This window comes from Vibrio jasicida 090810c, assembly GCF_002887615.1.
Lineage (GTDB): Bacteria > Pseudomonadota > Gammaproteobacteria > Enterobacterales > Vibrionaceae > Vibrio > Vibrio jasicida.
In genome coordinates this window covers 3,073,987-3,094,286 of sequence record NZ_CP025792.1, presented here as the reverse complement: position 1 = coordinate 3,094,286, position 20,300 = coordinate 3,073,987, and the positions used below count along the sequence as shown (strand labels likewise).

Sequence of the window (20,300 nt, the reverse complement as noted above, 5' to 3'; positions counted from 1 at the left end):
TTTGTCTGCCGCAATGTTTAAGGGTACATGCCTTTACCAAACAAGTTAAAGATTCTTGCTACGCCTTGTGTAAATATCATCGGCTCGGTGAGTACGGTTAAACATAAACAGTCTTCACCTGCTTTAGTAAATGGGCTGTGTTTAACAGACGCATCTCTGACAAGTACATCACCCACTTCGTAGTGGCCATCTTCATCACTAAATCCACCGTGCAAAACCAGCGTCGACTCTTGCCCTTTGTGTGTATGCTGAGGAATTCTCACATCTTCACTTATGTACATAAGATTGACACGTGCATCTTCGCCCAAATCAATCTGTGCGCTGTAGACTTTACCACCGTAACTCTTCCATTCACCGACTAGATCAGAAAAACGACTCAGCGTTTTCGGCAACTTAAAATCTTTACCAGCCACGGCAACTCGCGCAACATCTTTTATGATAATGCTGTCTGATTTTGGCTCAGCCGTGATGATGTCATTGAACATACTGTCAAATTCGACGTCATATTCCATCACCGAGCTTTCTATTACTACGTCGGCCTGCGCCGCTTCTAACTGGTTTACATACGCCCGACATTTTGAACAGGTTTCTAGGTGAGTGGCAACCACCAAACCAGAAACTGCATCAATGCTTCCCGAAGCGTACGCCTCTAACAAGTTGTTATCTGGATGTTTGTTCATAATTGCTCCGTATGCATCGAATGCCTCAGTTTTTCAACCGCTAACCTCAATCGAGACTTCACAGTGCCCAAAGGTATATCGAACAATTCAGCGACCTGTTGGTGCGGCAGTTCTTGAAGGTACACCGCTTGGAGTACTTCTCTTTGGTTTTTCGGCAGTATGTCTAAAAATTTGACTACCTGATCTTTGAGCATATCTTGCTCTGGTGAGTAATGGTCAACCAAATCAGGCGGGTAATAATCTGAAGGCCAAATGTCGTCAGAATGAATATGTAAGTCTTTGCCTTTCTGCTTTCTCAGCAAATCAAAACAGAGATTACGAATTATGGTGTAAATCCATGTGGATAAAGCACTCTTTGTACCATCGTACAAATGAGCTTTCTGCCAAACGGTTGCCATGGTCTCTTGTACCATCTCCAAAGCAACTTGCTCGTTTCCAACATGCTTGTAGGCGAACTGTTTTAACTTAGGCGCATAAAAACGAAAGACAAATTCGAACGCATTTTTATCCCGCGCCTTCACCTTGTCCATGTATTCATTCCAATCGCTACGCCCAAGTTTCTGCGGGCTTTCACTCATCATAATCGGCCTTAATCATTGGGAGGAGTGCCCTCCTCCCCCTTCGTCCTTAGTCTGTGATGTCATCAACGATTAGGTTGAAGCCACCATTGTTGCCATCATCGATAGCGACTACTTGGTATACGACGCCATTCATTACCGTTACAGGTGCAGAATCTATGGCTACTGTAGATGGGTCGCCGGCAACCGTCACCGTCACAAAATAAGACCCTTCCGTCACGTATACGCCTTGTACACTTTCTTTATACGCAAAATTAGCTATTGCTGGATCACTTCCTTCGATTCCCGCGCTAGAAGTGAGATAAATATCGACCATTTCAGCCACAGGATTCGCAGCTGCATGCGTTACGTTCAAGGTTGCGCTGGTTGCAACTGCACGACGCATGTCTTCAACGACCAGTGGTTCGATTGCAATTGCAGGAGTGACAACACCAACTGCATAAACGCTATAATCCATACCGCCTTTCACTTCTAAACCGTCAACATCGATAATTGGGTCCGTCGTTGTGCCATCGACAAACACATCAATATCATAAGCTTTTGGCGCAAGGTCCAAGTACCCTCGAATCTGTTTAAACTCCAAATCCGCAAGCGGAGCAAACGCAGCGCCATCAACGTGGACGTCTACAACCGGAGCACCGTCAACTAAGTGCCCTACTCGCACTTCGGCTTGGCTTCCCATATCTTCAAGTATAGAAGAGCCAGAACCATCTAATACCACTAACTTCACCGGAGAGGTGCTATTTGAATCACCAGTCTTAATAGCAGCAATGGTCAAATTAGCATTGGCTGGGAGAGGAATGGTTCCCGAATCAAACGCTACTGTGTCACCCACGGCCAATCTCACTTGGTAATCGCCTGCAGGGATATTCAGCACATCCGTTGACGCTTTATAAGCGAGATTAGTAATCGGTGATGAATCTGCCAAGGCTGCACCGGGTGCAGTCACATAAAGGTCTACAGCTGGGACGCCAGAGGCGGCATGTACCACCTGAACATCTAAGCTGTTAGCATCCGCCATCGAAGTCGCGCTACGAGTAACAATTAAAGGTTCAACAGGATTTGGTGTTCCTGAAGCGTCACCCACGACAAATGCTGTATAGTTTAGGTCCGAGTCGAGATCTAATGAAGTTTTCGGTACGACAGTTACCGTTTCAGCGCCTGGAAGCTGTACATCAACTTGAACAGAGTTACTGCCCTCAGGTAACTTCACGTATCCCGACCCGACGCCGTAGTCTACGCCAGTTAATGCCGCTCCATCATTTATCCAAACGTTAGCCAACGGCGCGTCAGCGGAAGCATGTACTGCTTGAAGGTTTGAATATTCTATCGAGTCGCTATCTGAGCCGCAGGCAGCAATCCCTAGCACAGCAACCAGCGTTACTGCAGTTTTGGTTAGTCCTTTCATATCCTTGTCTCTCTTTGAGGTGGGGCTTCGATGGCATCATTAAGAAAATCGAGTGCCGGAAGACAGTCCTCTGCACTCACCAATCGTTCAAATAGAGCGCTGTCCAATGGCAGTAGCTCGAGCCATCTTTGCACTACCCACGATGGGTCATCATAAAAACGATGTTGGTAAAGTGTCCCTAGTTGAGGAAACTGTTCGTACACGTGAGCGAGTTGATGACTTAGGTAAATGAAGTCTGGTGACGACAAAGGCTGCTGCCAGTTGTCTAACCACTCAACCTCTGCATGACGCAAACCATCTGAGTCTGCTCTAATTCGCTTGACCGTAAACCGTTTTTCACCGACTACGGTGATACCAAGAAGCCCATCACTGAGTGTTTCAAAATCAACGATGGTGACCAAAGTTCCGATGGATGACACATTTCCCACCGCTTTAGGGTCCCCCTCACTACCGACAAGACAAACACCAAAACCCACGTTTTGGAGGCTGCATTCTTTTACCATTCTTGTGTAACGTGGCTCAAAAATACGCAGATTCATTTTGCCTTCCGGTAAAACTACTGAGGTTAATGGGAATAACATGACTTCTTTCATTCAAACGTCCTCTTTGGTTCCCACACTCATACGAACGGACTATTAGTCAGATCACTAACGATTTATGTTGGTTAATCGACTGGCTTAAAAAGTCATAAAAACGTTTACGCAAACGACACTCGTCACATATTTATTGCAAACTAATGCAACAACCAAAAAGTTCCGTGAAATAAATGAATTTCGTGACAAGCCTCACTAAAAACCTTCATTTTTGCATCCTTTATCACTTTCATTTGAGATTTTTATCGCTATTATTCCCGCCAATTGGAAAGCGCGGCACAGATTGCGTGTTCTGAATCATTACAAACATAGAGAGTCCCCTTATGCGTAAATCACTTTTAGCTCTTAGCCTTCTAGCGGCTACTTCAGCTCCAGTTATGGCTGCTGACTACTCAGACGGCGACATCCACAAGAACGATTACAAGTGGATGCAATTCAACCTTATGGCTGCTGTTGATGAACTACCTGGCGAATCAACGCACGACTACCTAGAAATGGAATTCGGCGGCCGCTCTGGCATCTTCGATCTTTACGGTTACGTTGATGTATTCAACCTAACTTCTGATCCAGGCAGCGACAAAGCTGACGCAGACTCAAAAATCTTCATGAAGTTTGCTCCACGTATGTCTCTAGATGGCCTAACTGGTAAAGACCTATCTTTCGGTCCAGTTCAAGAGCTATACGTAGCTACTCTTATGGAGTGGGATGGTTCAAACGGTGGCGTGAACACTCAAAAAGTGGGTCTTGGTTCTGACGTGATGGTTCCTTGGTTCGGTAAAATCGGTCTTAACCTTTACGGTACTTACGATTCAAACAAAAAAGACTGGAACGGCTTCCAAATCTCGACTAACTGGTTCAAACCATTCTACTTCTTCGAGAACGGTTCATTCATTTCTTACCAAGGTTACATCGATTACCAATTTGGTATGGATGACGATTTCGGTGCACTTAACACTACTAACGGTGGTGCTATGTTCAACGGTATCTACTGGCACTCAGATCGCTTCGCAGTTGGTTACGGTCTAAAAGGCTACAAAGACGTGTACGGTCTTAAAGATGACGGTCTAGCTGGTAAAACAACTGGCTTCGGTCACTACTTCGCTGTAACTTACAAGTTCTAATAGAACCGATAAGTTCCCCAAAAATGGCGCCTCTTGGCGCCATTTTTATTTGCTTTCCTTTTTTCCCTCATTATCCTTGCAGCAAACCTTTTTAATGAGAGCGTTTGGTGAATATTCTCATCCTAGGTCCAGGAGCCGTTGGCTCACTTTGGGCGACTAAATTCAAACTTGCTGGACACAATGTTTCCTTGTGGGGAAGAAGCTCAAACAGCGAGCAGTTGCTCCAACTTGATGACAACTCAGCAATCAGTTTTTCTAATCAGCACATCCCTTCTGTTCAAAGTGCAGATCTGATTGTTGTGACAGTAAAAGCATGGCAAGTGGAAACCGCGATTGAGCCTCTTCTTCCTTATATCAACACTGACACCATCATAATGTTGATGCACAACGGAATGGGAACCGCACAACTCATCGAAACCAAACTTGCTGATAACCCGTTAATCGTTGCCACAACAACACACGGTGCTTACAAGCCAAGTAAAGAACATGTGCTTCACACTGGTCAGGGAAATACTCAACTGGGTGGCTTTAATGCAAAAGGTGCTCAATGTGGCTTCTTAGCGGAGGTGATGAATCACGCGTTGCCAGAGGTGAATTGGAACCCAAATATCAACGCTGCATTGTGGACCAAGCTTGCGATCAATTGCGCTATCAACCCTCTGACGGCCATTCATCAATGTAAAAATGGTGAGCTTGCCGCTCCGGAATTTGCCACCGAGTTGGCGAACATCACCCGCGAGTTGGTGGAGGTCATGAATAAAGAACAGATAAAGGTCGATTTTGATTCTCTTCACACCACCATTATGCAAGTGGTGAACGCAACAGCAGCCAACTACTCTTCAATGAGACAAGATGTTTTCCACCAACGTCGCACCGAAATCGATTTCATTACCGGTTATTTGCTGAAAGCTGCTGAAAAGCATCACATTAGTACGCCAGAGAACGCCAAACTCTATCAACGCATCAAACAGATTGAACAAAGCTGGACAGAACAATGAATAAAAAGATCTTAGTACCTATCGCGCCGGGCACAGAAGAAATGGAAGCGGTAACCGTTATCGACTTAATGGTTCGAGCAGGCTATGACGTAACCGTCGCAAGCGCAGATTTCGATGGTGCACTGACTATGAAAGCGTCTCGAGGCGTGACACTAACCGCGGATTGCAAGCTAGTTGATATTGCCGATGACGAGTTTGATGCGATTGTTCTGTCTGGGGGCGTAGGTGGTGCAGAAACCTTCCGTGATAGCACCATCATGATTGAGATCCTGAAACAGCACATGTACGAAGGTAAGCTGGTTGCGGCAATTTGTGCAGCGCCAGCTTTGGTTTTGCAACACCACAACCTTTACCCTGAAGCCCTGATGACATGTCACCCAAGCTTCCAATCTCATATTCCTGAAGACAAATGGCGAGCTAAGCGTGTCACCATGGATGTGAATCACAACCTACTGACAAGTCAGGGGCCAGGAACCGCGCTTGAGTTCGCGATGGAAATCATTATCAAACTTTCTGGTAAAGAGCATGGATGGATGGTCGCAGAACCGTTAGTCACTATCCCAACACTGCATTATCACGAATTCGGTGACGAATAATGTTTGACGTAAACGCTGTACGCGAACAGTTCCCAGCCCTAAATCAAGACGTCAACCAGTCGCCTTTGGTTTACCTTGATAGCGCAGCTACAACGCAAAAACCGCAGTGCGTGATCGATGTGATTAGCCGTTACTACAGTGCACAAAATGCTAACGTGCACCGTGGCAGTCATAGCTTAACAGCCAACGCGACCAGCCAATTTGAAGCCTCTCGTGAAGCCGTTGCTAAGTTCATTGGGGCGAGCAGTTCAAAAGAAATCATTTGGACTCGAGGCGCAACCGAAGCACTAAACCTCATCGCGCAAACTTATGCTCGTAGTACACTCCAAGCGGGTGATGAAATCCTGATCAGTGAAATGGAACACCACGCGAACATCGTGCCTTGGCAGATTGTCGCGGAGCAAACGGGCGCAAAAATCATTAAGGTTCCGATGACCTCCGGTTGCCAATTCGGCATCAATGCGTTTGAAGCACTGTTGTCGGAGCGCTGTAAAATCGTAGCGTGCGCACAAATCACCAATGTGACGGGCTCTCGTCAACCTATCGAGAAAATCATCGCCATGGCACATGCGGTAGGCGCAGTTGTCGTTGTCGATGGTGCACAGGGCATTGTTCATGAACAGTTGAACTTGGCAGAGCTCGATGTCGACTTTTATGTCTTCTCTGGTCACAAGCTATACGCCCCCGCTGGGATTGGTGTCCTGTATGGCAAGCTTGAACTGTTAGAAGCGATGCCACCATGGCACGGCGGCGGTAAAATGGTAGAAAGAGTCTCGTTTGAGAAAACCACTTTCTCTGCCTTGCCGGGTAAGTTTGAAGCAGGTACACCGAACGTCGCAGGCGCGATTGCTCTAGCGAAAGCCATCGGTTGGTACCAAGGTTTCGATCACGCCGCAGTAGAGGCACATCTGCATTCTCTGCAGAACAAAGCTTACCAAGAACTAAGCCAATTGGATGACATTCAAATCCTCGGTTATCAGCCGAATGCTTCAGTGCTTACTTTTGTAATGGATGGCGTTCACCACCAAGACATTGCAACGCTGCTTGATCAACAAGGTATCGCTGTTCGTGCTGGGCATCACTGTGCTCATCCTCTGATGGATGCGCTTAACGTCAAAGGCACGGTGCGTGTTTCTTTTGGTATCTACAATACGTTAGAAGATGTTGAGAAGCTGATTGCAGCAGTCGAGAAAGCGGTCGATATGCTTTAACAATCAAGATGCCAATCTAGATATATAGAAAAAGGGTTGAAACCGTTTGGCTTCAACCCTTTTCTTTATTCTGTTCGTTGTGCGATTTTAATTAACGCAAGCTACTGAGCCTGTGTTTTGATCTGCTCAACAATCGCTTTCAAACCGTTGCCACGCGATGGGCTTAGATGAGCAATTAAACCCAGCTTTTCAAAGTAAGCATCAATATCAAACGCTTGAATTTGCTCTGCTGTTTTACCGTCGTAAGCCGCCATCACCAAGGCAATCAGACCACGAACAATACGCGCATCAGAATCAGCGCAGAAGTGCCATACGCCTTCTTGCTCTTTACTTACCAACCACACTAGGCTTTCACAACCAGATACAGTTACTTGCTCTGATTTAAGCTCTTCAGGCATTTGAGGCAGCTTTTTACCCCATTGGATCACCTGACGGTAGCGGTCTTCCCAACCTTTAAATTGCTGCATGGTTGCGGCGATGTCTTCACTGGTGATGTCAGTGCCAAACGGCGAGACAGGGAAATCAGTCATGATGTACTCTCTTCTCTGAATTACTTCTTATGTTTTTGGATCAGCTTTTCAACGATGCGTGATACTGCAACAAAACCAAACGTTGCGGTTACAACCGTCGCTGCGCCAAAACCACTCGCACAATCCATACGTTTTGGACCTTCTGCTGTCGATTTCACGCCACATACTGAACCATCGGCTTGTGGGTACTTCAATTGCTCGGTAGAGAACACACAATCGATACCAAACTTACGCGCTGGATTTTTCGGGAAGTTATGATGACGACGTAATGTATCTTTGATCTTCTTCGCCAGTGGATCTTGGATAGTCTTGGTCAGATCCGCCACCATGATTTGGGTTGGATCGATTTGACCACCAGCACCGCCTGTCGTGATCACTTTAATCTTGTTGCTACGACAGTAAGCCAATAGAGAGGCTTTTGCTTTTACGCTATCGATCGCATCCAACACGTAATCGAACTCTTTGCTCAAGTACTCGTGTTGGTTATCTGGTGTGATGAAATCGTCAATCAGATTCACCTTACACTCGGGATTAATCAGCTTAACGCGCTCTGCCATCACTTCAATTTTACTTTGACCAACCGTGCCAGTCATCGCATGAATTTGACGGTTAATGTTGGTCACACACACGTCATCCATATCGATAAGCGTCAACTCACCAATACCAGTACGTGCGAGCGCTTCTACCGCCCATGAACCTACACCACCAATACCAATCACACACACGTGTGCAGCACGAAGGATTTCTACTTCGCTGTTGCCGTAGAGACGACGAGTGCCACCAAAACGTTGGTTATAGCTGTCAGATGCCGGAGTATCGAGTTCACGCATATTGAAGTTCCAGATGATCGATAGAAAAACAAAGAGTGCGATTTATACGCACTCTTTGAGGAAATGTCTAGATGATGAGAGGCGATTCCTCTCGCTAGGCGCTTATTGTAACTTCTCTGGCGGCAAAGCCCAAGGCGCTTGCGTTGGCGTGTTTTCCAAGCCCAACTTCCATACTCGACCAAAGTGCTTGTAGTGACCCGCTTCTGTACCAGCACGTGGTCCCATACCGTGGTATAGGTCAAGATGGTTTTGTTTCACCGCGCCGCCAGTGTCTAACACAATTAGAAGACGAAGCTGGTGCGCCCCACTCCATGTACCGTCTTTATTAAGCAATGGCACTTCCGCCAAAATTGGCGTACCCATAGGTAGAATCGAACGATCGCCAGCTACCGATGCCATTGGTAATAGTGGAATACCTGCAGAGCCCGTTACTGGCGCATCCGCTTGTGGAGCAAAGAACACATAAGAAGGGTTCTGCTCTAGCAACTCACGAACCGTTGCTTCATCATTCTTCATCACCCAGTCTTTGATGGCTTTGAGTGACATCTCTTCACGTGGCACTTCACCACGCTCAATTAGAATTCGGCCAATACTCACGTACGCTTTATTGTTCTTACCTGCGTAAGCAAAGTATTCCAGCGTATCGTCATCTTCGAAATGAACAAAGCCACTGCCTTGCACTTCCATCATGAATGGATCAATACGGTTTGGTGCGTAACCCAATACCAGACCTTGCCCCTCAAGCGCACCGTTATAAATTTCCGCACGAGTTGGGCAATCAGAGCTACATTTTGGCTTGCCGTAAACCGGGTACTTATATGTTTCATTCGGTTGATGACGCAATTCCATCACAGGAGAGAAGTAGCCTGTGAACAACACGTTGCCCTTCTTATCACCACCACCAAGCTGCGCGGCTTGGATGCCGTAAGCACTGAGCGCAGTCGTGTCACCACTCTGCAATGCCCATTCACTCAACTTCTCGTAAAGTGGCTGGTACATTTTTGCCATTGAAGGCGACTTAATCACAACCTGTTCAGCTTGTTTGTTGAACTCAGTGAAATCTTGTGGCTTGTTGGATTCAACGACATCAGCTTTGTTCAAGATATGCGAAAACTCGTCATCGTAATCTTGCTTAGCAAGTAGGTTCTGTTCAGGCTCAGCGGCACAGCCAAATAGCAGGCTCAAAGAAACAATAGGAAGGAGTTTTTTTAACACGTGTCTTTTCCGTAATAGAAGATAGCAAAAGGATGGCAAACAAATGCAAACGACGCAATTGAAAAGCTGCGACAAAGTGTATCAGCGATAAGGCAAAGGCTTTAGTTGCTGCCAATTCATCCATAAAAATAGAGAAGCTGGATAATAACAGCAATGTAATCAAACGATTGTCCGGACAATGTCTGATAGAAGTGGCAGGAATTTTAAGATCCCCAAAAACGCTGACCCTCTAACACTGAGACTCAGCAAGCAGTTATAGAAAGAATTTTACGAATATGAAGCGCTAGCGAATAGCTAGGTTCGAATGACCTTCTAGGTGAAAAACGGGCAGATAGTGGGCATTTGAATCCAACTTCATTTCAGAATGATGCTGATCGAGAAAGTCAAATCGACGCACTGTAGAACCAACCTTATAAGAAAGTGTGTCACCATCAAATTCGAAATCCGTTGCGACGGTTGAACCTCTCACCATTACACCACGCTCACTAAGAATAAACTCTTCACGAGCATATGGCGCCACGTCTTGCTCTACCCACTTGCCATAAATCACTGACTTAGAAATTGGTGGGTTTATATATCGAGTAATCAAATCACCATACATCATAAATACAACTATCGTACCTACGATCGCCGTTAGCATAAGCGAACGCTCAATCCATTTACGAAGTGGCGATTTTGTAGAGATATTTTGCTCTGATTGAGCAGCGATCGCAGCATTCTTATTTACAACTGAAGACATGAGGCTCACGTGTTTGAACTAGACGGGAACATTGTACCCTCATCAACCAAACACAACCAAGCATCACGCTCACGATGTTTGTGCTTTATTCTAAAAAATTACCTTGCCAATAATTGAATAAAAAGACAATATTAAAGCATAAATAAACACAAGGAATGGCTGTAGTGAAAATTCGTAGTACTGCTCTGGTTAAAGGATTCCGTCAATCCACACCCTATGTTAACGCACACCGTGGAAAAACCATGGTTTTGATGCTTGGGGGCGAAGCCGTTGCCGATAAAAACTTTGGCAACATTATCAATGATATTGCTTTGATGCACAGCCTTGGCATTAAAGTCGTCGTTGTTTATGGTGCCAGACCACAGATCAACCAACTACTAGAGAAACAAGATCTTGCTACGCCATACCATAAAAACGTTCGAATCACAGATGAAGCCGCGCTTTCGGTAGTTATGCAAGCAGCAGGACAGCTTCAACTGGCGATTACCGCGCGCTTATCCATGAGTCTTAACAACACGCCAATGGCGGGTACCCAACTTAACGTTGTGAGCGGCAACTTTGTCATTGCTCAGCCACTCGGTGTTGATGACGGAGTCGACTATTGCCACAGCGGGCGCATTCGTCGAATCGATACCGATGCAATCCACCGCACACTCGATCAAGGCTCAATTGTGTTACTCGGCCCAATCGCCAGCTCAGTGACAGGGGAATGCTTCAACCTTCCCTCAGAAGAAGTCGCGACTCAGCTAGCGATCAAGCTTGGTGCGGATAAATTGATTGGGTTCTGCTCTGAGCAAGGGGTTATTGATGATAACGGTAACGCCGTCGCGGAATTGTTCCCTATTGAAGCAGAGCATGTCATCACGAAACTCATGGCTGACACCTCACCAGATTCCGACTATAACTCTGGAACATTACGTTTTCTCAAAGGTTCGATTTCTGCGTGCCGTGCAGGTGTGCCAAGAAGCCATCTTATTAGCTACAAAGTTGATGGCGCACTCATCCAAGAATTGTTCTCTTTCGATGGTATCGGTACACAGGTTGTCATGGCCAGTGCCGAACAGGTGCGTGAAGCGGACATCGATGACATTGGCGGTATTTTAGATCTTATTCGCCCACTAGAAGAACAAGGTGTGCTAGTAAGGCGCTCTCGCGAACAACTTGAGCAAGAAATTAATAAGTTCACCATCATCGAAAAAGACGGCTTGATCATCGGTTGTGCGGCTTTGTACCCATATATTGAAGAGCAAAAAGCGGAAATGGCTTGCGTGGCTATTCACCAAGATTATCGCGATGGTAACCGTGGATTATTGCTACTCAATTACATGAAGCACCGTTCAAAATCAGACAACATCAATCAAATCTTTGTGCTGACCACACACAGCCTTCATTGGTTTAGAGAACAAGGCTTTTATGAAGTGAGCGTTGATTATCTTCCGGGGGCAAAACAAGGACTGTATAACTTCCAGCGTAAGTCAAAAATTCTGGCATTAGACCTGTGAGAATTAAAGAAACGTAGTTCAACCGAAACCTAAATAGTTATGCAAACCTTTACATTGACATTGGTCGCAATTTAACCTTTTCAATATACATACTGTTGGTTATACTCTGCGCAACAAACGGTCGTATTTTAAACAATCGGCAAATGGATCTAGGTGAATAACGATCACCCTAAAGTGCGGAGCAAGCTTGGCTGCTCTGCATGACGCATCAAGGACAGTTGTTACTCTTACAATGAATAAGATGAGCACTGTTATGAAAACCATTATTTGTAACTCACTTCAAAGCTTCTGGGATATGGCGGATAACCATTTTCTCGAAGGGCTCGACGTCCACTGCGTATTTCCCGTCAATGACGCCATTAAAGATTTTATCTTGGCTTATCAGCAACAATACAAAATTCGCAGCGTGTCATTTACCAATGCGTTTACACAAAATTAAAGAAGACCGAGCATCGCGCTCGGTCTTTTTGTATGTATGTTCAATAAAAGGCCATAATTAATAACGTCGAGAATATAACGAATAGAATGATTAGCAGTATCAACCAATAAACCAAGCTAACCTTAATCAGCCATTGAGGACTTAGACTGCGTACATCGCTCAGTCCTCTTTTTCGACCAAGTCGAGGAAACGCGATGGCAGCAAGCAAGCCCGTGCCATAGATAAGAGAGCCCAAATGAAAACCGGAACTGATGGCTAGCTCAACTTCCATATAATGCTCCCGTGTATAAGCGTATTGCTTAACCTCTTCAGGAGTGACACATATAAGAATTATACCGACAATCAGATACCAAAAAATGAGCAGACCACCAGCTATAAAAAATACGACAAACGATAGCTCTACCAAAGACATGATAAGTCCAACTACCTTTGATAATTAAGAGATGGATAGCCATGTAATCATTGAGATAATGACTGTAAACATCAGAAGCAACATTACCGTTGTATAAAACACACACACATAAATAAACCCTCGTCCGCACACACTCCGAATATCTGCCAGCCCTCGCTTTCTTCCCAACAGGGGGAAACATACGCTAGCGATCAAACCAACTCCATAGATAAGAGAGCCAAAATGAAAACCGGAACTGATTGCTAGCTCAACTTCAGAAAAATGTCGCTCATTGAAAGCGTATTGCTTTATATTTTTGGGTGTAAAAAAGACGAGAAAAGCACCTAACACCACAAACCAGGCAAATAACGCCCCCCCCGAGACAAAAAAGGTAACAAACGCAATATCTAATAACTGCATACGTCACCAATTCCTGTATTTGCAGCAATATTAATATCCGAATAATGTTCCTTATAAGTTCTTGCGGCCATTTTACCTATAGTGTAACTCCCAAAAGAAGACACTGTACCCAGCACTAGTGCACTGACCCAGCCAACAGGCGTTGCAAGAACAACTAGAGCTATCGCTGCGCCTGCGAGAGTGCCAACGGCTGTACTCGCCGCGGTTTCTACGATAATCGAACTCCTCTCTACATCAGTTTTAGCACGTGCAATTTGGTCACAAGCCAACCCAAGATTCACAGCGGTTAGAACCGTCCCTCCTTTTGCTGCCGCTTTTGACAACCTAGCAAGTTTGTCTGTATTTTTCTTTATAGCAGATGTTGCTGGAACTCCACCCCTCCTTGAAATCCTCATTGATTCACGCGCTTTCTGACCGTTAAAGAAGAGCTTTTCTGTGGGACCTAGATTTTTTGCGACCGTCTCCAACAGCTTTCTTCTGCGATAGTCATACTGACCTTTTGTTAATCTACCGGCTTTATAGTCTTGATAAAGTCCATCGAGCTTTTTGAGTTCTGATATGTTCCCTTTGGATTCACTCCCTAACAAAAATCCCATTGAAGCAAAACTAGCACCTATTCCAGCACTTGCAGGTCCCCAGTTATCATCTAACCAAGACAGCGCCCAAAAAGCTTCTCGCTCAGGTATAGATAATGCTTTAACTGTAGAATCAAACTGTTTTTGGTCTGCTTCAGAGATAGTTTGGGCATTTGCACTAATTGGTCGACTTTCAACACTAGTTTGAGTATCTAACTTTCTAAGAATGAGCGATTGCCCAATCTTAATCTTATCGGGATCATTTATTTGTGGGTTATCTAAGATAATTTGCTGAAGTGCAGCTTTGTATCCACCGCTTCCAAATCTAACTTGGTAAAACTTGAGGATGATCTTTGATAAGGTATCGCCTGGTTTTACGCTATAGATCGAAGTATATCGATTAACGCTATTGAAGTGAGTTGTGTTCATTGAAAGTCTCAAAATGCACCAAAGTGCATAAAATGATATCGCCAAGAATTCCAACACTTCAATTTTGAAAAAGAATTGCAGACATAAAAATGGCGGGATTACGACCCGCCACATAAAAACATATTCAGTTTATGAAAACTTCTCACTTTTGAATGAGTAAACTCAATTTCTAAGTCGCTCAACCAACCCACTCGCTCGGGTAGTTTTTACTTTAATCCCGCGTTTGAGGACATTCATCTCAGCAAACATCGCGAGACGTTTCTTTGCACGAGTAATACCTGTGTAGATCAGCTCGCGAGTGAGGATTGGACTGAAATCTGGCGGCAGTATCATTACCGTGTATTCAAACTCACTGCCCTGTGATTTATGAATGGTCATCGCATATGCGGTTTCATGCTCAGGGACTCGGCTTGGCAGCACCGACTTCACGCTGCCATCTGGCAGTTCGAAGAACACTTTGAGACGCGGCTCTCCTTCGCTGTCGTCTCGCATACAAATGCCAATATCGCCGTTATACAACCCCAAGCCATGATCGTTACGCGTGACCATTACAGGTCTGCCGTGATACCAAAGCTCGTCTTGGGTTTGAATCAACTTACGTGCAGCGAGTGCTTTTTCAATGCGTTGGTTTAAACCTGTCACACCAAAATCACCTTCACGAATGGCACACAATAATCGGCATTGATTAAAGGTATCCAACACGGCTTTGGCTTTGTGGGTCAGTGTTTCTGGTTCCCCAGTCTTCTGGTCAATCTCTTGCTGTCCGATGCGTTTTAAATAACGACCATATTCGGCAACCAAAGTCTGCATCATCTGATTGTAATTTTGGCTGCTCAGTGCGAAATGCTCGATATCAGCAAAATCACGATTCCAAACGTCATCTACTTTAGCGGCGGAGCCAGCGTTGACCGCTTTTGCTAGCTGACCGATACCAGATCGAGCGTCGAATCGGTAACTCTTTTGTAGCATGCACAAGCTATCGGCAATCGAAGCATTACTGTTGGTACTGTACGCCAACGTGTCAAAGCCTGTTAACTTCGCGACCGCAGACGCCTGCTCTTTGCCAAAGCCAAATGCGTGGAACGAACAGATATCACCGAGCACCGCACCTGCTTCTACCGATGCCAACTGATCTTTATCTCCCAGTAGAATCAAACGCGCATGCTTGGGCAGCGCATCGACGACTTTGTACATCATCGGCAGATCGACCATGGAGGCTTCATCCACCACTAAAATATCGAGGTGTAGCGGATTTTGTTTGTTGTGACGAAACTCTGCACTGTTTGGGATCGCGCCCAACAGGCGATGCAAAGTGCTCGACTCGGTTGGAATTTTCGCTTTAAGCTCAGGCTCAACTGGCAACTCTTGAATCGCTTTACCAATAGATTCCGTCAAACGTGCGGCGGCTTTACCTGTTGGCGCCACCAGCTTGATGGTGAGGTTTTTCTCTTGCCCTGCTTGCTCAATCAGCGCGGCTAGCAGTTTGGTTACCGTGGTGGTTTTACCCGTCCCCGGACCACCGGAAATCACCGCAAAACGACGCGTCAGTGCTACCGCTGCCACGACCTTCTGCCAGTTAACACAAGCTGATAACGGTACAAGCTTGTCCAGCACTTGCAATTCATGAACCTGTTTTGCTTGGCAGACTGCCGCATCAATGGCTGCCCAATCGAGACTGTCTACAGTGACCACATCCAAATGATCACAGACTAATTGCTGACGTAGCACTTGGTTGCTGGTTCCTGCCTCTTCCGCTTTGGCTAATGCATTGAACAAAAAGTGATACTGACGAGCGAATAAATGATGCAGCAACTCAGACAAACGTGTGAACTCTTGAGGCTGTAAGTTTACAGCCGCACCGAGTTGATTGAGTTTGTCCGCCAACGTCACTTCATAGTGCCAGTAACGATGCAAGTAGAGACGCTCGCCATCAAACATCATTGGTAAGGCTTCACCTTGAGTACCAACCAAAGGCGATACTTGCAGAAGCTCCACCCAATTGACGCCCTGCAGTTGAGTATTAAGCGCTAACGCAGACTCTCCAAACAGACCGAGCTTACTGCCAAGATCTGCTGGTTGCCCTTGGCTATCAAACAGAGGCAAGCAGATGTGTCCTTTGCCTAACTCACTACTGACCACGCCTGCAATAAATGCCAGTTCTTGGCTTTTCGCTTGTTGCTCAACTTGCGAATAGATAAAGCGCGCGAACTGGAAATCCAATTGGCGAATCGCCCCTTTATTTGCTAGCGATTCTAACGTTACCAATAGATCTGGTGTTGCCACAGGGCTGGTTTGTGCAGAAAGAAGATCATTGGTTTTCATCAAATTAACTCCATCTGACCAGATTCACTGGATCGCGTATCTGGTGCTTGACCATCAATCAAATGATCCATCTCTTGTAAAAATTCGAAGGTTGGCTTGGCAGAAAAAATACCATGATCACTTTGCCCATCCATACCACGCAAGAACAGGTAATAAACGCCGCCAAAGTGCTGTTCATAATCATAATTTGGCAATCTGCTGCGTAAGAAACGATGCAGCGCCAAAGCGTAGATTTGGTATTGCAGATCGTATCGGTGATCCGCCATCGCCGACTTCAACGCATCGCCATGATAGTGGAACACATCATCGCCTAAGTGGTTCGATTTCCAGTCGAGGACGTAGTATTTACCTTGATGCTCAAACACCAAGTCAATAAAGCCTTTCAACATGCCTTGCACGGTTTGGAAACCCAAATCGCCCGCTTTGGCAGACAGCGGATCATGACGTTGAATCACACGGTTCAATGCTGGTGCAGATAGCACTTCAATCGGTAATAAAAATTCCATCTCAACCAAACGTTGCGCCGGACCTTTCTGATTGAGCAGTAGTGCTTTGCTATCCAAAGGCGTTGCCAGCACGGTATCAATCAACTGTTGCAGGATTGGCAGCCACTCTTCATCAAGCTGCTCACTTTCCATCAAACCGAGGATAATTTGGGTGTTCTCTTCCGTTGTCGCTGGTTGAGTAAACTCAATTTCCTCAAATAAGCTGTGCAGAAAAGTACCCGGACGTGCGCCACGCGGGAAGTTGAAGATAGAGCGTTCTGGCTCAACCAATTCCGCCTCATCTTGCTCTTCTGAAGAATCGATATCAAAGCCGGTAATTTCAATCGTCGCGTCATGCTCAGCATGATGAGAACCTTGTTTAACCAAGCCCGAGTAACTGGTGATTCGCCAGTTTCTATCAATTGGGTTTTGCAGCTCTTTAGCTGTCAACGCTTCCAACTCGGTTTGCTCCGCAACATACATCTCGTCGTGTTGCTTTGGAGGATCACAAATCACCACGTTATCGAGATTCTCTTGCTGCTTTTTCAGCCCAACAAACAGGTCGTTGATGCCACCCTCTTGACCATTTTGCACCAAGTAACCAATCGCACTGTGATGCACACCGGTTGGCTCTTTGGTTGAGCGACCATTACGCAGTGGTGAAGCACCAATAAAGCAGGCATACACGGCACGCGTTAGCGCTACGTAGATAAGGCGCAAGTCTTCAGCGAGGCGTTCTTTATCTGCCTGTTTTAACGACGCATCGTTACCCGTGATATCAAGAACGGTGCGATCGTTCTCAGCATCGTAGTATTTGGCTTCACTTGCTTCTCGGTAACCAAACACAAATGGCAGAAAGACCAAGTCATATTCCAGACCTTTGGATTTGTGAATGGTGACGATTTGCACCAAGTTACGCTCTGATTCCAAACGCTGAATTTGGTCATCGCTGCCACCTAGCCCATGTTCTGCATCGCTGATGGATTGCGCTAACCAACGCAGCAAACCGTGGTCGCTGTCTAATTCGTTACTCGCTTGCTGCAATAGTTCACCAATGTGCATCAGATCGGTAAGTACTCGCTCACCGTTTTCGCTTTGTGAGCTCGCCTCTTCTTCTAGCAGACGCTCAGCAATATGGCGTTTACTGATCACTGCTCGCAGCATAGGTAGCACACCACGTTGCACCCAAAGCTTACGGTATTCTTTGAACTCGTTAACCACATTTTCCCACACGGTTTCGTCGTTATTGAGGGCGTCTAAACTGGCTGCATCCAGAGCGAATAATTCTGATGCTAGGCTGGCGCGCAATGCTCTGTCGTTTTCTGGTGTTAATACCGCTTGCAGCAAACGCTGTAAGTCTTGCGCCACAGAGCTAGTAAACACGCTATCGCGGTTAGAAAGGTACACACTGGCAATGCCTTGGTCTGCTAACGCCTGTTTGACCATGCGACCTTCGCTACCCGTTCGCACCAATACTGCAATGTCGCCCGCTTTCACTGGCTTCTGTTTTTCGCCATTAACCAAGCACGCTTGGCCTTGTTGCGCTGCGGTCAAAATGGTTTGAATTTGGCTCGCTGTCGCCTCTGCCATGGCGGTGAGGTATTCACCTTTTGGCAATGGTTTATCTTCCGCTTCTTGCAGCCAATAAGTCAGTGCAGGTTGCTTTTGACCACCCATGGTCCAAACGCGTTTGTCAGCGCTTGGGCTGTAATCCACAGGGTGGAATGGAATGTCGGAGTCATAAATAAACGGGCTATCTGGCAGAGCAAAAATCTGGTTCACTGCCAATACCATATCGGCACTTGAGCGCCAGTTGGTGCCAAGCGTGTAGTGAGCACTAACTTGGTTACGCGCCTTGATGTAGGTAAAGATGTCCGCACCACGGAAACCGTAAATCGCCTGTTTCGGGTCACCGATCATAAACAAACCGCACTCAGGATTATTCAAATAAATGCGACTGAAAATACTGTATTGCAGTGGGTCGGTATCTTGGAATTCATCGATCATCGCAACCGGATAAAGCGTGCGAATACGCTCTGTCAGTAGTGCGGTTTCATCGGTATCAATCGAGGCAGAAAGCTGAGTCAACAAGTCATCAAATGACAACCATTGCTTCTGATTTTTTGCTTTTGCCAACATTACGCGACAATGCTCAATCGCATGAGCCAATAGCGGCGCTTTTAAACTGATTGGGTTGGCAAGGAAAGCTTCAATCGCCTCAAACACAGGGTGCTGTGGCGCAGTGCCTTTCGGGGTTTTCTCAAGTAACACATTCTGGGCGAACTTCTCCAGCTTATCTGGATAGTCATAGCCCGTGGTTTCTGTCGCAGCCCAAGCGTTGACCGCCTCTAACCACGTCGGTAAAGACTTTTTGGTGTAGCTGCGTTTGTTGACGTCAGAATCAGAAATCAACGCGAGGAAATCCTCTTGGCTATCACGCCACTGGGCTTTCAAAACATCAATTTGCTTTAGGTTTTGCTCATGCAAATCGGCAAGGCTACCTTGCATTGCAGGAACAGAGAGACTTAGCGGCGCGCCTGTGAGGTAGTTGCTGATGTCATACAACAGATCTGATGGCGAGCCCCAGAGTTGGCGTACTTCTCCTGCCAAAGCGAATGGCAGACAGTAGAAGTTACGACGCCAGTAATCGGCAACCACTTGCGCTTTGAGGTGGCTTTCGTCCGTTACAAACTCATTGTTGAAGCGACTACCGGATTCGAATGCGTTTTGCGTCAGCATGCGTTGGCAGAAACCGTGAATGGTGTACACCGCGGCTTCATCCATCTGGCGCTCTGCTTGCAATAGGATCTCAGCGGCTTGCTTATGATCCTCGATTTCTTCCAACAAAGGTTGAATCACAGGATCTGAGCTTTTACTGCGAGCGAATGCGATCCTCGCATCATGAATACGCGCACGAATACGATCACGCAGCTCCGCCGTTGCGGCTTCGGTAAAGGTCACCACCAGAATTTGATCCACGGTCAACGGCACGCGGTGTTTGGTATCTGTCGTGCCATGCCCTAGTAGGAGTCGCAGATACAAACCCGCGATGGTAAAGGTTTTACCCGTACCAGCCGATGCTTCAATTAACCTTGCACCATGCAGTGGAAAAGTCATGGTTTGCAGTGGAGTTGGAACTGACATTTGCGCCATAACGCTGAATCTCTCCGGATTATCGACTGACCGAACTGTGATCTGTCGTTAAAAATTCTATTTATATGTCTAACAAGTTGGAATA

At 46.1% G+C, this 20,300-nt stretch carries 19 protein-coding genes; 6 read left to right on the top strand and 13 right to left on the bottom strand.

Annotated elements, in window-relative coordinates; genetic code table 11:
* Nucleotides 1-17 precede the first annotated feature (17 nt).
* The 4 genes from C1S73_RS14745 to C1S73_RS14730 are packed head-to-tail and all read right to left on the bottom strand — an operon-like array spanning nucleotide 18 to nucleotide 3,259.
* On the bottom strand, nucleotides 18-680 hold the full coding sequence (locus tag C1S73_RS14745) for a ChrR family anti-sigma-E factor (RefSeq protein ID WP_038864634.1): 663 nt from the start codon (nucleotides 678-680) through the stop codon (nucleotides 18-20).
* Nucleotides 677-1,261, bottom strand: coding sequence for an RNA polymerase sigma factor (locus tag C1S73_RS14740; protein ID WP_038864633.1), 585 nt, complete (start codon nucleotides 1,259-1,261; stop codon nucleotides 677-679). Before C1S73_RS14740 ends, C1S73_RS14745 begins: the two co-directional genes overlap by 4 nt.
* Nucleotides 1,262-1,307: 46 nt before the next feature.
* A complete protein-coding gene (locus C1S73_RS14735) occupies nucleotides 1,308-2,666 on the bottom strand; it encodes a DUF4397 domain-containing protein (RefSeq protein ID WP_038864632.1) in 1,359 nt (452 codons plus the stop codon).
* Nucleotides 2,663-3,259 (bottom strand): LON peptidase substrate-binding domain-containing protein, encoded by a 597-nt coding sequence (locus C1S73_RS14730; protein ID WP_038864631.1) that lies wholly within the window; start codon nucleotides 3,257-3,259, stop codon nucleotides 2,663-2,665. The genes C1S73_RS14735 and C1S73_RS14730 overlap by 4 nt, the downstream gene beginning before the upstream one ends.
* A 323-nt stretch (nucleotides 3,260-3,582) precedes the next feature.
* Here C1S73_RS14730 and C1S73_RS14720 point away from each other — a divergent pair, with 323 nt between their 5' ends.
* The 4 genes from C1S73_RS14720 (at nucleotide 3,583) to csdA (ending at nucleotide 7,185) form a co-directional block, all read left to right on the top strand.
* Nucleotides 3,583-4,380: a nucleoside-specific channel-forming Tsx family protein gene (locus C1S73_RS14720; RefSeq protein WP_038864630.1), complete on the top strand. Its 798-nt coding sequence runs from the start codon at nucleotides 3,583-3,585 to the stop codon at nucleotides 4,378-4,380.
* A gap of 107 nt (nucleotides 4,381-4,487) precedes the next feature.
* Nucleotides 4,488-5,378, top strand: coding sequence for a 2-dehydropantoate 2-reductase (panE, locus tag C1S73_RS14715; RefSeq protein WP_038864629.1), 891 nt, complete (start codon nucleotides 4,488-4,490; stop codon nucleotides 5,376-5,378).
* Entirely contained in the window at nucleotides 5,375-5,974 is a 600-nt protein-coding gene (locus tag C1S73_RS14710) for a DJ-1 family glyoxalase III (protein WP_005436618.1), read from the top strand. Before panE ends, C1S73_RS14710 begins: the two co-directional genes overlap by 4 nt.
* Nucleotides 5,974-7,185, top strand: coding sequence for a cysteine desulfurase CsdA (gene csdA, locus C1S73_RS14705; RefSeq protein WP_038864627.1), 1,212 nt, complete (start codon nucleotides 5,974-5,976; stop codon nucleotides 7,183-7,185). The genes C1S73_RS14710 and csdA overlap by 1 nt, the downstream gene beginning before the upstream one ends.
* Nucleotides 7,186-7,286: 101 nt before the next feature.
* Here the strand turns inward: csdA and csdE are convergent, their stop codons facing one another.
* The 4 genes from csdE to C1S73_RS14680 all read right to left on the bottom strand — a co-directional run bounded on the left by csdE (nucleotide 7,287) and on the right by C1S73_RS14680 (nucleotide 10,499).
* Complete coding sequence (csdE, locus tag C1S73_RS14700; RefSeq protein WP_038864626.1) at nucleotides 7,287-7,715, bottom strand: cysteine desulfurase sulfur acceptor subunit CsdE; 429 nt, start codon at nucleotides 7,713-7,715, stop codon at nucleotides 7,287-7,289.
* 20 nt (nucleotides 7,716-7,735) lie between these two features.
* Nucleotides 7,736-8,545, bottom strand: a complete 810-nt coding sequence (gene tcdA / locus C1S73_RS14695) for a tRNA cyclic N6-threonylcarbamoyladenosine(37) synthase TcdA (protein ID WP_005427322.1) — start codon at nucleotides 8,543-8,545, stop codon at nucleotides 7,736-7,738.
* Nucleotides 8,546-8,647: 102 nt separating this feature from the next.
* Nucleotides 8,648-9,760, bottom strand: a complete 1,113-nt coding sequence (gene mltA / locus C1S73_RS14690) for a murein transglycosylase A (protein WP_038864623.1) — start codon at nucleotides 9,758-9,760, stop codon at nucleotides 8,648-8,650.
* A gap of 283 nt (nucleotides 9,761-10,043) precedes the next feature.
* Complete coding sequence (locus C1S73_RS14680; protein WP_038864621.1) at nucleotides 10,044-10,499, bottom strand: DUF2850 domain-containing protein; 456 nt, start codon at nucleotides 10,497-10,499, stop codon at nucleotides 10,044-10,046.
* A 164-nt stretch (nucleotides 10,500-10,663) separates the two neighbouring features.
* Between C1S73_RS14680 and argA the strand changes: the two genes are divergently transcribed.
* Together argA and C1S73_RS14670 are read left to right on the top strand one after the other, a co-directional pair.
* A complete protein-coding gene (argA, locus tag C1S73_RS14675) occupies nucleotides 10,664-12,001 on the top strand; it encodes an amino-acid N-acetyltransferase (RefSeq protein WP_038864618.1) in 1,338 nt (445 codons plus the stop codon).
* 253 nt (nucleotides 12,002-12,254) lie between these two features.
* Complete coding sequence (locus C1S73_RS14670) at nucleotides 12,255-12,440, top strand: hypothetical protein (protein ID WP_005427310.1); 186 nt, start codon at nucleotides 12,255-12,257, stop codon at nucleotides 12,438-12,440.
* A gap of 40 nt (nucleotides 12,441-12,480) precedes the next feature.
* Here the strand turns inward: C1S73_RS14670 and C1S73_RS14665 are convergent, their stop codons facing one another.
* The 5 genes from C1S73_RS14665 to recB all read right to left on the bottom strand — a co-directional run bounded on the left by C1S73_RS14665 (nucleotide 12,481) and on the right by recB (nucleotide 20,215).
* Nucleotides 12,481-12,852, bottom strand: coding sequence for a hypothetical protein (locus C1S73_RS14665; protein WP_038864616.1), 372 nt, complete (start codon nucleotides 12,850-12,852; stop codon nucleotides 12,481-12,483).
* Between the two features lie 24 nt (nucleotides 12,853-12,876).
* Complete coding sequence (locus C1S73_RS14660) at nucleotides 12,877-13,251, bottom strand: hypothetical protein (RefSeq protein ID WP_038864613.1); 375 nt, start codon at nucleotides 13,249-13,251, stop codon at nucleotides 12,877-12,879.
* Nucleotides 13,239-14,255 (bottom strand): LysM peptidoglycan-binding domain-containing protein, encoded by a 1,017-nt coding sequence (locus tag C1S73_RS14655; protein WP_038864796.1) that lies wholly within the window; start codon nucleotides 14,253-14,255, stop codon nucleotides 13,239-13,241. Before C1S73_RS14655 ends, C1S73_RS14660 begins: the two co-directional genes overlap by 13 nt.
* 162 nt (nucleotides 14,256-14,417) lie before the next feature.
* Nucleotides 14,418-16,577: an exodeoxyribonuclease V subunit alpha gene (gene recD / locus C1S73_RS14650; protein WP_038866051.1), complete on the bottom strand. Its 2,160-nt coding sequence runs from the start codon at nucleotides 16,575-16,577 to the stop codon at nucleotides 14,418-14,420.
* Nucleotides 16,577-20,215 (bottom strand): exodeoxyribonuclease V subunit beta, encoded by a 3,639-nt coding sequence (gene recB, locus C1S73_RS14645; RefSeq protein ID WP_038866049.1) that lies wholly within the window; start codon nucleotides 20,213-20,215, stop codon nucleotides 16,577-16,579. Before recB ends, recD begins: the two co-directional genes overlap by 1 nt.
* Nucleotides 20,216-20,300 lie beyond the last annotated feature (85 nt).

Bases quoted from the DNA above. Each gene is read 5' to 3' on its own strand.
- C1S73_RS14745 (WP_038864634.1), bottom strand. From the start codon at position 680: ATGAACAAACATCCAGATAACAACTTGTTAGAGGCGTACGCTTCGGGA.
- C1S73_RS14740 (WP_038864633.1), bottom strand. From the start codon at position 1,261: ATGATGAGTGAAAGCCCGCAGAAACTTGGGCGTAGCGATTGGAATGAA.
- C1S73_RS14735 (WP_038864632.1), bottom strand. From the start codon at position 2,666: ATGAAAGGACTAACCAAAACTGCAGTAACGCTGGTTGCTGTGCTAGGG.
- C1S73_RS14730 (WP_038864631.1), bottom strand. From the start codon at position 3,259: ATGAAAGAAGTCATGTTATTCCCATTAACCTCAGTAGTTTTACCGGAA.
- C1S73_RS14720 (WP_038864630.1), top strand. From the start codon at position 3,583: ATGCGTAAATCACTTTTAGCTCTTAGCCTTCTAGCGGCTACTTCAGCT.
- C1S73_RS14710 (WP_005436618.1), top strand. From the start codon at position 5,375: ATGAATAAAAAGATCTTAGTACCTATCGCGCCGGGCACAGAAGAAATG.
- csdA (WP_038864627.1), top strand. From the start codon at position 5,974: ATGTTTGACGTAAACGCTGTACGCGAACAGTTCCCAGCCCTAAATCAA.
- csdE (WP_038864626.1), bottom strand. From the start codon at position 7,715: ATGACTGATTTCCCTGTCTCGCCGTTTGGCACTGACATCACCAGTGAA.
- tcdA (WP_005427322.1), bottom strand. From the start codon at position 8,545: ATGCGTGAACTCGATACTCCGGCATCTGACAGCTATAACCAACGTTTT.
- C1S73_RS14680 (WP_038864621.1), bottom strand. From the start codon at position 10,499: ATGTCTTCAGTTGTAAATAAGAATGCTGCGATCGCTGCTCAATCAGAG.
- C1S73_RS14670 (WP_005427310.1), top strand. From the start codon at position 12,255: ATGAAAACCATTATTTGTAACTCACTTCAAAGCTTCTGGGATATGGCG.
- C1S73_RS14665 (WP_038864616.1), bottom strand. From the start codon at position 12,852: ATGTCTTTGGTAGAGCTATCGTTTGTCGTATTTTTTATAGCTGGTGGT.
- C1S73_RS14660 (WP_038864613.1), bottom strand. From the start codon at position 13,251: ATGCAGTTATTAGATATTGCGTTTGTTACCTTTTTTGTCTCGGGGGGG.
- C1S73_RS14655 (WP_038864796.1), bottom strand. From the start codon at position 14,255: ATGAACACAACTCACTTCAATAGCGTTAATCGATATACTTCGATCTAT.
- recD (WP_038866051.1), bottom strand. From the start codon at position 16,577: ATGAAAACCAATGATCTTCTTTCTGCACAAACCAGCCCTGTGGCAACA.
- recB (WP_038866049.1), bottom strand. From the start codon at position 20,215: ATGGCGCAAATGTCAGTTCCAACTCCACTGCAAACCATGACTTTTCCA.